The following is a 13,269-nucleotide window of genomic DNA, read 5'->3' on the forward strand; positions in this document are numbered from 1 at the left end:
CTACTCGACATGTAGCGAAAATCGTGTAATATAGATAGAGCCTCCGTGTGGCACTAAGTCACCCAATCCCCCCAGGGCAGAAATGCAGCAAGGGTAAGTGGCCTCTGGTGGGTGCGCGGAGGTTTTATTATGCGTAAAACTAGCGCGGTCGTAAATACTGTCGTAAAGTCTAAAGTATGAGTGAAGAATTTGCAGGAATTCAATCCAATAGCATTGACAATCAGCATGATGATTCTGCTGAGAAAAATGATGCGCTGCCGGTAGGTGGAACTTCGCAAGATGTTAATCGCAACAGTGAAGGTGGTGACTATTCGCATCCTTTGGATTCGATTAATACTATTACGCCATTTTCTCCAATCTCATCTGAAGATAATGACGAAAAAATATCGCCTTTATTTCCAGAAAATAATGAAGAAAAATCTTCTAAACAGTCTGTAAAACAGTTTGTGAAACAAACTAAGCGTCAATCTGATTTGTCTGATTTGTCTGGCTCGTCCGATTTGTCGTATTCGACTAATCAGTTATCTTCTAAAGATTCTCTATCAGATGCAGATGATATTGATCAGCTTGGTCAGCTTGTAAAGCGTCCTAGAATATCTACCATATTGTGGTGTGTTGCTATTGCAATTGTTTTCTTGGCTTCTGCTGCGTTCATATGGTTTATTAGTGTGCAAACAGTACTTGGTCAAAGCTATGAAGAAATGGTAATTGATGGATTTGGTTCTCATGGTACGCCATCTTGGCTTGCATTTTGTTTGCGACCTATAAGCGTTTCTATGGTTGTTATAGTTACTAGCATAATAATTGCTCTTGTTTCACTCATAGTAGTTTGTATTCGTAAACGTTGGTGGCTTCTTGGTCAATGTGCTGGAATTATTATTCTTTCGGCTGCTGCTGAACCATTGAAAAAAATTCTTCCGCGCCCAATGCTTATAAGTATTGAATATTTGTCTGCAAATTCAGCACCTTCAGGTCATACCTTACTTATTACTGCATCATGTGCGTTGCTTATTTGCGCAGTTTCGCGTGTTTGGCGCGCATGGGCAGCGGTAGCTGCAGCTTTTATAAGCGTTCTTGTGGAACTTTCGTTGGTTGCAGCGCATTGGCATAGAGTTTCTGACGTTCTTATGTCATTACTTATCGTTGGTGCTGTAACGCTTATTATGCTCGCATGCACTCGCAGTAGTGGAATGGATATGCCAGCTTATCGACGTTCCTCAATTAGCGTTCAAATTGTAGGAAGCTCTATGATTACGATTGGTGTGTTGGCGTGTTTGTATGCACTTTATTTAATATGGCAAATTCTTCCTGGTGTTGATATTTTTGCTCAATGGGCTGCAAGCGTATCTTATGTAGCAACTTATTGGCTGATTATAGGCGTGTCTTTGCTTGTTTTTGGCGTAATTATGGTAATGCGTCACTCTACAGCTTCGCCGTTGAGTAGGCTTGGATTAGTAGGCGCTCCGCCGACGCCGCCATCTGCTTCTAAGTAATATTGTCTACTCTATCTGCTTTTATCCACCGAGGTGGAATGTAATAGACGTATAACTTAAGTTGCGATACAGTTAGCGTGAAACATATAGTTCGGAATTATATGTTCGATTGTGTTAGGAAAGGAGCGAATATGGCAGCACAGAATAAGCTAGTCATTGTGGAGTCTCCCACGAAAGCGCGAAAAATTGGCGGGTATTTAGGAAATGGCTACACCGTCATGGCTTCAGTTGGGCATATTCGCGATCTCGCTCAGCCAAGCCAAGTTCCAGCCTCACGCAAAGCAGCGTTTGGCAAGTTTGGTGTAGATGTCGATCATGGTTTTGCGCCATATTACGTAGTTGGCTCAGATAAAAAGAAAACTGTTTCCGATTTAAAGTCTGCGCTCGCAAAAGCTGACGAATTATATCTGGCAACTGATGAGGATCGCGAAGGTGAAGCTATTGCGTGGCACTTGGTAGAAGCGTTGAAGCCAACTGTGCCAGTAAAGCGTATGGTGTTTCATGAGATTACTAAGGATGCAATTCAAGCCTCGCTTAGTAATACTCGAAATGTTGACGACAATATGGTTGATGCGCAAGAAACTCGTCGTGTGTTAGACCGTTTGTATGGATATGAGCTTTCTCCTGTTTTGTGGAGGAAAGTTGGTCCTGGTCTTTCTGCTGGACGCGTGCAGTCTGTTGCTACTAGGTTGATTGTTGAGCGCGAACGCGAGCGTATGGCGTTTACTAAGGCGTCTTACTGGGATATTAGCGCGGTTTTAAGTTCTAAAGGCTCAGATGGCGAAAATGTTGATTTTGAAGCGCGCATGAGCGAGCTTTCTGGTCGTCGTTTGGCTGGTTCTAAAGATTTCAATTCAAAAGGTGAGTTGGTCTCTACAAAAGATGAATCACAAAAAGCTTTGCATGTTGATGCTGATTTTGCATCTAAGCTTTCTAAAGCTCTTGAGAATTCAGATTTTGTAGTTGACTCTATGGAAACGAAGCCGTATCGTCGTCGTCCTTTGCCACCTTTTACTACATCAACTTTGCAGCAAACTGCTGGAAACCGACTTTCAATGAGCTCTCGCCAAACTATGCGAGCTGCACAATCTCTATACGAAAACGGCTATATCACTTACATGCGTACGGATTCCGTAACGCTTTCCAAAGAAGCTATCGAAGCTGCGCGTAGTGCTGCTCGTGCAGCATTTGGCGACGAATATGTTTCGCAATCTCCTAAGCAGTACGCAACTACGTCTGCAGGAGCGCAGGAAGCTCATGAATGTATTCGCCCTGCTGGAGCGCGTTTCTTAAGCCCGGACGAGCTTGCAGATAAATTACCTGCGGATCAGCTAAAATTGTATACGCTTATTTGGCAACGAACCCTTGCGTCACAAATGGCTGATGCTACAGGTTTTACAGCAACTGTTAAGTTAAATGCTTCTGCTGGAGAATATGGAGAAGCTTTGTTCCAAGCTTCTGGAACAGTAATTACTTTTGCTGGTTTTATGAAGGTTTTTGGCAATGCTCATGCAACTGAAGGTGAAAGCGATAAGGCACTTCCTCAAATGCAAGCTGGGGATGTTCTTGAAGCTAAAAGTGTTAGTGCGGATTCTCACGAAACTCAGTCTCCTGCAAGATATACTGAAGCTTCTTTAGTTAAAACTTTGGAAGCTAAGGAAATAGGACGCCCTTCTACTTACGCAACGATTATTTCTACAATTATTGATCGCGGATACGTGTATGAGCGTGGACGTGCGTTAATTCCTTCTTGGCTTGCTTTTGCTGTAATTAAACTTTTGGAAGCGAATTTCCCAAAGTATGTTGATTACGCGTTTACTGCTGATATGGAAAATGGTTTGGACAGAATTGCGCATGGTGAAGAAACCGGTCGCGATTGGCTAACTAGATTCTATTTCGGTTCCGGTGAGGGTGCTGCTAATTCTGCTGATGAAGCTCATATTGGTTTGCAACAGCAGGTTGCAGAGCTTGGTGAAATTGATGCGCGTGAAATAAATACCATAGACATTGGCGATGGTTTGCATGTGCGTATTGGACGCTATGGTCCGTACTTGGAAGACATTAAGAATCTTGATGCTGAAGGCAACCCTCGTCATGCTTCTTTGCCAGAAACTTTAGCTCCAGATGAGTTAACTGTTGATGCTGCTCGAGAATTGCTTGAGAATAATGCTGAAGGTCCACGTGTGCTTGGAGTAGATCCAGAAACGGGTGGGAACGTAGAAGTGCGCAATGGTCGTTTTGGTCCGTACGTGGCACTGGTAGAAGAGCAGGATAACGCGGAAGATTCTAAGTCTTCTAAGGCTTCTAAAGCTCGTCCAAAAATGGCTTCTTTGTTTAAAACCATGGATCCAGCGACTTTGACTTTGCAAGAAGCGTTGCAACTCTTGAATTTGCCACGTTTGGTTGGTGAGTATGAAGAAGTTGATGCCGAAGGCGTTGTAAAACTAGCTCGTATCGAAGCAAATAATGGTCGTTACGGTCCATATTTAACTAAAACATATTCTGCTGTAGATACTTCTGCTGGAGAAACTGTGGAATCTAAGCCGGATACGCGATCCCTTTCTAGTGAAGATGCTATTTTTACTGTTACTTTGCAAGAAGCGAAAGATTTATTTGCGCAACCAAAGTACGTTAAGCGTACTCGTGGTGCCGCCAAGCCGCCTCTTCGTGAGCTTGGCGCAGATCCTGAAACTGGAAAGCCAGTAGTGATTAAGGATGGTTTCTACGGAGCTTATATTACTGATGGTGAAACGAATCGCACTTTGCCAAAGCAGTATACGCCTGAATCGATTGATCCGCAGGATGCGTTTGCACTTTTGGCGCAAAAGCGCGCCGCAGGTCCCGTAAAACGCAAAAAGCGCGCGACTAAGAGCACTGCAAAATCTTCTGAAAAGAAGTCTACTGCGAAAAAATCTATCGCAAAGAAAACTTCTACAAAGAAGACTACTTCAAAGAAATCTACCGCTAAAAAAGCATAGAATAAAATCTAAAGATTAAATAGACCTTGCATATGGAGTCAAAAAAATATGGCATCTAAGAATGACGATTTTTCTGGTGGCTGCGCTTGCGGAGGAAACTGCGGCTGCAGAAGTGAGCAATCTTATGCAAATAAAGGTTTATTTATTTCTTTCGAGGGCATTGATGGCGTTGGCAAAACTACGCAAGTTGAGGCTCTTAAAGATCATTTGCAATCTTTGGGGCGAGAAGTTGTAGTGACGCGTGAGCCTGGCGGTACGCAGTTGGGTAAAACTTTGCGCGAAATACTGTTGCATGGCACGAGTGTATCTGCCAGAACAGAAGCTTTGCTTTTTGCTGCGGATCGTGCACAGCATGTTGCGCAAGTGATTCGCCCGGCACTTAGCCGTGGTGCAGTAGTAATAACGGATCGTTATATTGATTCTTCGCTTGCTTACCAAGCAGGCGGTCGCGAATTGACTAAGGATGATGTGCGAACTTTAAGTGAGTGGGCAACGGATTCGCTATGGCCTAATCGCACTTATTTGCTAGATATGCAACCGGAAGATGCTTTTAAGCGTTTGCATCGCGAGCAAGATCGCATGGAATCAGCTGGAATAGATTTCGCTCGTCGCACTAGAGAAGCATTTTTAGATTTAGCGCAGGAGTCTGCAGATCGTTATCGCGTATTAGACGCAACGTTCTCGGCGAAATCATTATTTGAACTTATTGTGCAAGACGTACATAACTTAATTGAAGAAATTGAAACTAAATAAAATGGCGAACTTTATAAAGTGAAGAAGTAGAGAAGCTATGCAGGGGGTGAAGCGATGAGTGTGTGGGATAGCGTTATTGGGCAAGAACAGGTAGTTTCGCGATTGCGAAACATTGCTTGTGCGGACGCTAGCAAAATAGCGCAATCTTGGCTGATTTGCGGATCTGCTGGCTTCGGTAGTGCGCAAGTTGCGCGCGCTTTCGCTGCAGCTCTCGAAAGTCCGGATCATGGAGAAGGCAGTGATGGAATTAGTGGCGAAGGTGAGCTTAGTAAAACTGCCAAAGAAGTTTTAGCAGGATCGCATCCTGATGTGCATACGCTTGCAACAAAAGGCGTAACTCTTAGCATTGACGATGTGCGTGAGGCAATTGGGATTTCTGAGCAGATGCCTAGCACTGCTCCTTGGCGAATCATAATTATTGAAGATGTTGACCGAATGTTGGAACGTAGCACGAACGTTCTTCTTAAAGAGATTGAAGAGCCAAGTGAGCATACGATTTGGCTTTTATGCGCTTCAAGTGTTATGGATGTGCTTCCAACAATTCGTTCGCGTACACAACTTGTGCAATTAGCTACTCCAAACGAGCAGTCTATAGCAGAATATCTTACTAAAAAAACGGATGCGGATAATAAGCTAGCGAGTCGTGCAGCCAGGCTTTCTCAAGGAAATATAGCAACTGCTTTTATTTACGCAAGCGATGAGCGTGCTTTAAGTAGGCGAGATGAGCTTGTTGCAGGATTGCTTCGTATGCATGATGCTGCCGACGCAATTATGCTTGCTGCAATGCTTATTGACGATGCAAAAGCACAAGCAGAAGATGAGGTTCAGCGAAATGTTGAGGATCAACAAAAAGAATTTCGCAGAATTAACGGATTAGGCGATGAGGATCGCATTCCGCCCAAATTGCGCGCAAACTACAATGCAATTGGAAAAAAGGATGATGTAAAACGTAAAGTAACTCGTGTAAGCCGTGACGTGTTATGCCGTTCTCTTGACGCAATCGATAGCGTGTATAGAGACGTTTTAGTTGTTATTAACGACGCGCAAAAGTCTTCGCCAATTATAAATCAGGAATACAAGTCTAGAATTGTCCAGTTGGCACAAAGCATGACAGCAAGTAGAGCCTTGGATTGCGTTGACAGTATTGCTACTGCTCGTCGTCGGCTTTCGAGAAATGGTAACGCAACTCTTGTTTTTGAAGCGCTATTTTGCTCACTTTTGCAAAGTCAATAAAATGCAAAAGTATCATATCCTCCACGGAAGTGACATATCGCTTGTGCCTATTCTTGGTGAATTTGTTGATTCGCGTCGCATGATTTCTGGTCTAAACTCCATATGTGCAGGTAACCAATGTTGCTCTGATTTGTTGACAGCGGTTAGGCGGATTGCTTCGCGTGCAATTTGCTGGTACGGAGGACGGATTGAAGAAAGCTTTGGTTCAGATATTTCTGCCTGTCTGCTATCTCCGTAACCTATTACGAGAACATCCTGCGGAACTTGCAAAGAAAGCTCATCTAAAGCTAGAAGTGCTCCAAGTGCGACAGCGTCATTTGCGCAAATAACAGCGTCTGGTTTGCGAGATTGCTTAGCAGTAGAATCAGAAAAAAGCCGCATTGTATCCTTGAATCCACGTTGATAAGTAAGTTCTCCAAAAGTTGTCCAATCTGGCTCAGAAAGTAAACTTAATCGGCTTGCAGCAGTCTGAAAATTGGCAAATAGGTTTGCGCTTTGTGTGGAGTCAACATTTCCACTTAAATAAGCAATATTATGGGCATCGTGATGCGAAAGATGTATTAAAGCAGCTTCCATCATTGATTCTTGATCCATGCCAACCCAATTGACGTGGAATGAAGTAGCAGTGCCACCAATTTGCACAATGGGAAGATTGTCAACGTAGTTTTCAAGTGTTTTTGTTAAATCACTATTGTTAGATGGCATGACAATAAGACTGTCAACATTATGACCGATAAGCTCTTCTATGCGTTCTTCTTGAGCTTCTGCGTCTTTTCCAGTTCCAACAAGAAGTATTTTATCTATTTCATGAGCTGCTTCATCCAATGCAGAAAGCATATTTACACTGAATGAATCATCTACGTTGCTTGTGCCTATTACTACGCCGATTGTATTAGTTGTGTCACTTCTTAATGCGCTTGCTGCATAATTTACTGAATAATTAAGCTGCTCTGCAGCTTTTCTTACGCGTTTTGCAATATCGTCATCTTTGGCTCGTCTACCAGAAAGTACACGAGATACTGTTGCAATTGAAACTTTTGCAAGAGCTGCTACATGAGTTATGGAGGCGTTTTGATTAGTTTGATTTGTCATATTTGCCCCCGAATAAGTGCGGTGCTGTAATTATTGGTAAACAGCACCGCAAATTGAATATTATTTATTTGTCAGTTTATGTACACTTATTTATTTATATTATTCGCCTTTCGTGACTACATCGACAAGATTGTTAGCTACATTTTCAGCGTCTTCACCATCAACGGTAATTGTGATTGAATCTCCTTTAGTAATACCCAATCCCATAATTGAAAGAATGCTATTCGCACTTACAGGGGTACCTTCGCCTTTCGCAATCGTTACAATGCAATTTGAGGACATCGCGGCTTGAGAAAATTCTGACGCTGGGCGAGCATGTATTCCAACTGAGTCTTCAATAGTAACAGTACGAGTTGCAATTGCCATTTTTTCTCCTTTGAATAATAATTAACAAATTCTGCTTTTATTTTTATTTTTCATATAAAAGCAAACCATATTTTTTTCTTAAGGTTTTTTTGTTTGCTATTTTCAACATTAAGTGTAGCATAATTAATTGAAAAATACAGAAAACGTTTTCACTTGTTGTAACAACGTTTTTAATGGTGTATAGTTTCATTAGTAAGAAACGTTTACCTACAAGAAATGCTTATGCGGCGTTGCGGCCGTAATAAAGTTTCTAAACCTAAAGGAGGGTTTTAAGTATGGTAATCACTGGTGTTGGCATTGGGCGCTCGATGGCATATGGTGAAGTATTGTGTATGGCACCTGCTTTGCATGAGCCAGAGGATTCTCCTCGTGCTGTTAGTGTGTTGGCTGAGGATGCAAAAAAGGCTGTTAAAAATGCTTTAAATGAAGTAAATAAAGACCTAAACCATCGTGCAAGTGAGGCTCTTGAAGCAAAGGATGAGGGGACTCGAAAAGCAGCACCAATTATGCAAGCTCTTGCACAGATGGCATCGGATCCAGCGTTAATAAGTGCAATTGAATCTGGTATTGATAAGGGGAAAACAGCGGAACGTGCCACTTGGGAAGGGTTCGCACAATTTGAAGACATGTTGCGTAATCTTGGTGGTTACATGGCTGAGCGTGCAGGAGATTTGCATGATGTTGGCCAGCGTGTTATTGCATCTTTGATTGGTGTTGAAGCTCCTGGGGTGCCGGAAAGTGATTCGCCTTTTGTGCTGGTTGCTAGGGATCTTTCACCTGCTGATACAGCTTCACTTGATTTAAGCAAGGTTCAGGCAATTGTCACTCTTGATGGTGGTCCTACAAGTCACACTGCTATTCTTGCTCGTGCTCGTGGAATTGTTGCTGTTGTTGGAGCACACGATGCCTCTCAGCTGAAGAATCATCAAATTGTTGTAGTAGATGCCGTTAATGGTCATGTTATAAGCAGTCCTAGTGAAGAAGAGATCGCGCATGTTAAAGAGTCTCGTGAGCGTTTAAGCCGCGCTCGTGAATTGCGTGGATTGCCTGGAAGTACAAAAGATGGTCATTTGATTCCTCTTTTGGCAAATGTAGGAAAGCCCTCAGATGCCGTAACTGCTCATGAGTATGGAGCAGAAGGAGTAGGTCTATTCCGAACGGAATTTCTGTTTATTGGTAACGAGCAACCGCCTAGTATAGAAGAACAAACAGAATCTTATACAGAGTTACTATCTCAGTTTGAAGGCAAGAAAGTTGTTATTCGATTGCTTGATGCTGGAGCAGATAAACCGTTACCATTCTTGACTCCTGAAGATGAACCAAATCCTGCCCTCGGACTTCGAGGTTTGCGTACTCTAAGACAGCATATGGATGTTCTAGATGGTCAGCTGGAGGCATTATCTCGTGCTGATGCTGTGACGAATGCTGACTTATGGGTGATGGCTCCAATGGTTTCAGACGAACATGAAGCAGCATATTTTGTAAAACTTGGTAAATCTAAAGGTCTTAAAAAGGTTGGCATTATGGCAGAGGTGCCTTCTATCGCTCTTGTTGCCGAGGAGGTTGCTCAAGTTGCTGATTTTGTATCTATCGGAACGAATGATTTGACGCAATACACTCTTGCAGCAGATAGAACCCTTGGGTCTGTTTCTAATTATCAAACTGCTTGGCACCCTGCAGTGTTGCGCGCGATCAAAATGATTGCAGACGCTGGTAACGCACATGGTATGCCAGTCGGAGTGTGTGGAGAAGCTGCAGCAGATCCAGACTTAGCGATTGTTCTTACAGGTCTCGGTATTAACTCGCTTTCTATGACGTCAGTTGCTTTGGACGATGTTCGAGCAGAACTTGCTCAAACTACATTTGATGAAGCTAAAGCTAAAGCTCATGAGGCTTTAGCTGGAAAGTTCTACCACTCAATCATGCAAGAATAAGCCAAGGGAGTAATTCAAAATATGATCGTTACGAAGAACATTAAAAATTCGATTACCAATCAGAAATAATCAAGAATAATTAACATGCTTAGAAAAGAGAAAATATGAGTGCTGATATTGATGAGCTTCTCCCGGATTCTGCAGTAAACCTTGATATTGCAGCGAAAGATTGGCGTGATGCTATTTGTCTTGCGGGCAATGCTTTGAAGGAGTCTGGCTTTACTACTGATGAATATACGGATCAGATGATTGAAACAGTTGAAAAAATGGGTCCGTATATTGTTATTGCCCCAGGCTTGGCTTTGGCGCATTCGCGCCCGTCGGAAGCAGTGTTAAAAAGTGGTTTGAGCTGGATTCGTTTAAGTACGCCCGTTAAATTTGGTAACACTGCCAACGATCCGGTCTCTTTAGTAATTGGTCTTGCAGGTCACGATGAAAATGAGCATATTGGCGTTATGTCCGCGGTTGCTGCAGCTTTGTCTAATCCTGTGAAGACTAGAGAACTTGCGCAAGCAAAAAACGCTAAAGAAATTCGCGCAATTCTTAAAAGTTAAATACTAAAGAATTAGCTAATTTTGCAAAATTAAAAAAATACAACTCAACGAAAGAGGTTATCTATGAATATTCTATGTGTATGCGGAAACGGCATTGGCACGTCTGTACTTTTAAAAATCAATGTTGAGGCTGCGGCAGCAGACTTAGGTCTTGATGTTACAGTTACTACTTCCGATGCTGGAAGTGCAAAAGGTACTGCCAATATGAATGATCTTGTGCTCACTTCTCCTCAGCTTGCTCCAGAGCTTGAGGGCACTACCACTCCTGTAGAAACAATTGAAAATTTCATGGATGTTGAAGAGGTGAAGGGTGTGCTTGAGCGTTACGCATAAATTATGTGTAACAAATAAACGTTTGATTATGCTGATTACGTGCTTACTGCTTTGGCATAGTCATACTGTTATTTCATGCGCTATTCGCTTTTTCTAAATAAAAAGAAGGAAATAAGATGAACATTGTAGTTCAGGTTTTAAATTTCATAAGTCAGCAGATTTTGAATGTGCCGGCTTATTTGATTGGTATTATTGCAGCAATCGGTCTTATCGCACTCAAGCGTAGTGCAGGACAGGTGATTGCAGGCGGCTTAAAGGCTGCTATGGGTTACCTCATTTTGGGTGCAGGTGCTGGCGTTGTTGTTGGCGCTCTTGCTCCATTTGGTGACTTGGTTTTGAAGTCTACTGGTGCTCATGGTGTTGTACCTACAAATGAGGTTATTACTGCTCAGGCTGCAGGTCAGTACGGTGCTACTTCTGCGTACATTATTGTGCTCAGCTTCGTTCTTATGCTTCTTGCTGCACGCTTTACTCCTCTGAAGTACATATTCTTGACTGGTCACCACATGGTGTTCATGTCTATGCTTTTGGCTCTAGTTCTTTCCGTTGGTTTTGGCGCAAGCAACCAGTTGCTTATTGTTATTGTCGGCTCTGTCATTATGGCAACGGTTATGGTTGTTCTACCAGCTTTTGCGCAGCCTTTTATGAACCGTATTACTGGTAGCGATAAGCTCTCGATTGGTCACTTTAACTCCTTAAGTTACATTGTTTCTGGTGCTGTTGGTGCTGCTGTTGGTAAGAAGTCTAAGTCTACTGAAGATATCAACTTCCCTAAGGGATTGAGCTTCTTGCGTGATTCAATGGTCTCCACGACTTTGTTGATGGTTGTGCTGTATTTGGTATTCGCAGTGTGGGCTTCGGTTGTGTTGCCAGTAAAGGAACTCTTCAAGATTTTCGCGTCTCATCCTACGGACTATAGTGCCTTCTACATGGCGGCTTTTGCTCAGGCTTTGCAATTTGGAATTGGTGTTAGTGTCATCCTCTACGGCGTTCGTATTATTTTAGGTGAATTGGTTCCTGCATTCCAGGGTATTGCTAACAAGGTCGTTCCAGGCGCTCGTCCAGCATTGGATATTCCAATCGTATTCCCATACGGTGCTAATGCTTCTCTTATTGGCTTCTTGTCTTCCTTCGTTGGAGGTCTTGTAGCTCTCGGACTTATTGCAATTTGGATGGGTCCAGCTTGGGGATTGGCATTGATTCTCCCAGGAATGGTGCCTCACTTCTTCGATGGTGGTGGTGCAGGCGTGTTTGGTAATGCAACCGGTGGTCGTCGTGGTGCTATTCTCGGTGGTTTTATTAACGGTTTAATTATTACATTCCTTCCAGCAGTATTGCTTACTGTTATGGGTTCCTTCGGCTTGGCAAACTCCACCTTCGGCGATGCTGACTTTGGTTGGATTGGTACTGTTGTGGGTAACTTCGCTCACCTCGGTGCTGGCGTTGGTGCTATAAGCTTGATTATTGTTGCTGTTATTCTGTTTGCCTTGGCTTGGGTATGGCAGGTTAAGGTTGTTAACACTGGCTGGCTTCCTGCAGTAAAGCATGCTGAGTTCATTGAAGAAATTAAGAAGCAAGAGCGTGCTGCTAAGAAAGCAGCTATGGCAGCTAAGGCTGCTGAAACTCATGAGGAGGCTGTTACAAAATAAATAGAGTACGGTAAAAAATTACATTTTAGTTAATGCGCCCAGTTTAGATTTTTCTGGGCGCACGTTTTATATTGACCGTCAAATTATGCAGTTAGCGTTGTTTCTGTAGTGTTTTTTGCTTGAGCGTCACAATCTGCTTGAACAATTAAATTACGTGAACGTTTGCGTTTATTTGTTACTCGCGCAGTTGATTAGTGTTGTGTAATGGTAGATACTTAAATTATGAATATTTCTACAGATTTCACTACTGTTCCAGACGATTATTCTAAAGCTGCGCCGGAGCAGAATAAAATCAATGGAATTCCAGTAGTTTCGTTTCCATTTTATATAGATAAATTGCCATCTTTCGTGCATTATTTGCATTGGCGTTTTGTTGACGACGACGCAATACCGGTATGCGGTTTTGAGTGGATTCACTGGACTGCTGCAAACGTGCCTGTTGAAGCGTTAATGTTTGATTTTAACGATTCTCACGCTTTGCAAATACCGGAAGATTTTTCTCGCACGATGACTTCTATGATTCCAGAAGCGCTTCAAGGACGTAACTCGCAAGCTAGCAGATTTATTGGTTGCACTGATCCAGCAATTACTATGCGTTACAACGGCCCGCAGCCTCCTGATAAAGATCACGAATACATGTTTGAAGTTTTTGGTACAGAAAAGCCTTTGCCAAACCTTAAACCGGGATTCTATATGAATGAATTGTTGCGTGAAGTAAGAAACGTAACTTCAGGTGTAGATGCTGATGGCATGTTCCTTACTGGTAAAGCCTAAACGCAAGCACGAGGGCAACCAATTAGGTCAGCAGTTAACGCCTAAGCGTTAGAATCAAACAGTAATAAATCTAAAAATAAAATATAAAATCTAAAAACAGAGGATGCAAA

At 42.7% G+C, this 13,269-nt stretch carries 11 protein-coding genes and 1 other RNA gene; 10 read left to right on the forward strand and 2 right to left on the reverse strand.

The features are described from left to right. The first annotated feature begins 34 nt into the window (after window positions 1-34). The 5 genes from ffs (at window position 35) to HXT39_RS00620 (ending at window position 6,457) form a co-directional block, all read left to right on the forward strand. An RNA gene (ffs, locus tag HXT39_RS00600) (signal recognition particle sRNA small type) lies at window positions 35-131 on the forward strand. A 45-nt stretch (window positions 132-176) separates the two neighbouring features. Beyond that, window positions 177-1,493, forward strand: a complete 1,317-nt coding sequence (locus tag HXT39_RS00605; protein WP_076003094.1) for a phosphatase PAP2 family protein — start codon at window positions 177-179, stop codon at window positions 1,491-1,493. Between the two features lie 131 nt (window positions 1,494-1,624). Then, entirely contained in the window at window positions 1,625-4,471 is a 2,847-nt protein-coding gene (gene topA, locus HXT39_RS00610; RefSeq protein WP_033888407.1) for a type I DNA topoisomerase, read from the forward strand. A gap of 48 nt (window positions 4,472-4,519) precedes the next feature. Next, window positions 4,520-5,224, forward strand: coding sequence for a dTMP kinase (gene tmk / locus HXT39_RS00615; protein ID WP_064621984.1), 705 nt, complete (start codon window positions 4,520-4,522; stop codon window positions 5,222-5,224). Between the two features lie 54 nt (window positions 5,225-5,278). Beyond that, window positions 5,279-6,457 carry a DNA polymerase III subunit delta' gene (locus HXT39_RS00620; RefSeq protein WP_064621982.1) on the forward strand — a complete coding sequence of 393 codons (1,179 nt, stop codon included), beginning with the start codon at window positions 5,279-5,281 and terminating at the stop codon, window positions 6,455-6,457. Window positions 6,458-6,469: 12 nt separating this feature from the next. Here the strand turns inward: HXT39_RS00620 and HXT39_RS00625 are convergent, their stop codons facing one another. Further along, entirely contained in the window at window positions 6,470-7,549 is a 1,080-nt protein-coding gene (locus tag HXT39_RS00625) for a LacI family DNA-binding transcriptional regulator (protein ID WP_004108041.1), read from the reverse strand. A 99-nt stretch (window positions 7,550-7,648) separates the two neighbouring features. Then, a complete protein-coding gene (locus tag HXT39_RS00630) occupies window positions 7,649-7,915 on the reverse strand; it encodes an HPr family phosphocarrier protein (protein ID WP_102155823.1) in 267 nt (88 codons plus the stop codon). A gap of 275 nt (window positions 7,916-8,190) precedes the next feature. On the opposite strand from HXT39_RS00630, the gene ptsP reads away from it, so the two are divergent. From ptsP to HXT39_RS00655, 5 genes are all read left to right on the forward strand, one after another. After that, the gene (ptsP, locus tag HXT39_RS00635; protein WP_064621580.1) at window positions 8,191-9,849 is read left to right on the forward strand and encodes a phosphoenolpyruvate--protein phosphotransferase; all 1,659 of its coding nucleotides are present in this window, start codon (window positions 8,191-8,193) and stop codon (window positions 9,847-9,849) included. Between the two features lie 104 nt (window positions 9,850-9,953). Beyond that, a complete protein-coding gene (locus tag HXT39_RS00640; protein WP_004108034.1) occupies window positions 9,954-10,403 on the forward strand; it encodes a PTS sugar transporter subunit IIA in 450 nt (149 codons plus the stop codon). Window positions 10,404-10,466: 63 nt separating this feature from the next. Then, window positions 10,467-10,736, forward strand: a complete 270-nt coding sequence (locus tag HXT39_RS00645) for a PTS sugar transporter subunit IIB (protein WP_004104746.1) — start codon at window positions 10,467-10,469, stop codon at window positions 10,734-10,736. A gap of 116 nt (window positions 10,737-10,852) precedes the next feature. Then, window positions 10,853-12,385: a PTS ascorbate transporter subunit IIC gene (locus HXT39_RS00650; protein ID WP_012914509.1), complete on the forward strand. Its 1,533-nt coding sequence runs from the start codon at window positions 10,853-10,855 to the stop codon at window positions 12,383-12,385. 222 nt (window positions 12,386-12,607) lie between these two features. Further along, window positions 12,608-13,159, forward strand: a complete 552-nt coding sequence (locus tag HXT39_RS00655; protein ID WP_004108030.1) for a YbhB/YbcL family Raf kinase inhibitor-like protein — start codon at window positions 12,608-12,610, stop codon at window positions 13,157-13,159. The last annotated feature ends 110 nt before the right edge of the window (window positions 13,160-13,269 follow it).

The sequence above is a fragment of the Gardnerella sp. DNF01159 genome (assembly GCF_049244215.1).
Classification (GTDB): Bacteria; Actinomycetota; Actinomycetes; order Actinomycetales; family Bifidobacteriaceae; genus Bifidobacterium; species Bifidobacterium swidsinskii.

Bases quoted from the DNA above. Each gene is read 5' to 3' on its own strand.
- HXT39_RS00605 (WP_076003094.1), top strand. From the start codon at position 177: ATGAGTGAAGAATTTGCAGGAATTCAATCCAATAGCATTGACAATCAG.
- topA (WP_033888407.1), top strand. From the start codon at position 1,625: ATGGCAGCACAGAATAAGCTAGTCATTGTGGAGTCTCCCACGAAAGCG.
- tmk (WP_064621984.1), top strand. From the start codon at position 4,520: ATGGCATCTAAGAATGACGATTTTTCTGGTGGCTGCGCTTGCGGAGGA.
- HXT39_RS00620 (WP_064621982.1), top strand. From the start codon at position 5,279: ATGAGTGTGTGGGATAGCGTTATTGGGCAAGAACAGGTAGTTTCGCGA.
- HXT39_RS00625 (WP_004108041.1), bottom strand. From the start codon at position 7,549: ATGACAAATCAAACTAATCAAAACGCCTCCATAACTCATGTAGCAGCT.
- HXT39_RS00630 (WP_102155823.1), bottom strand. From the start codon at position 7,915: ATGGCAATTGCAACTCGTACTGTTACTATTGAAGACTCAGTTGGAATA.
- ptsP (WP_064621580.1), top strand. From the start codon at position 8,191: ATGGTAATCACTGGTGTTGGCATTGGGCGCTCGATGGCATATGGTGAA.
- HXT39_RS00640 (WP_004108034.1), top strand. From the start codon at position 9,954: ATGAGTGCTGATATTGATGAGCTTCTCCCGGATTCTGCAGTAAACCTT.
- HXT39_RS00645 (WP_004104746.1), top strand. From the start codon at position 10,467: ATGAATATTCTATGTGTATGCGGAAACGGCATTGGCACGTCTGTACTT.
- HXT39_RS00650 (WP_012914509.1), top strand. From the start codon at position 10,853: ATGAACATTGTAGTTCAGGTTTTAAATTTCATAAGTCAGCAGATTTTG.
- HXT39_RS00655 (WP_004108030.1), top strand. From the start codon at position 12,608: ATGAATATTTCTACAGATTTCACTACTGTTCCAGACGATTATTCTAAA.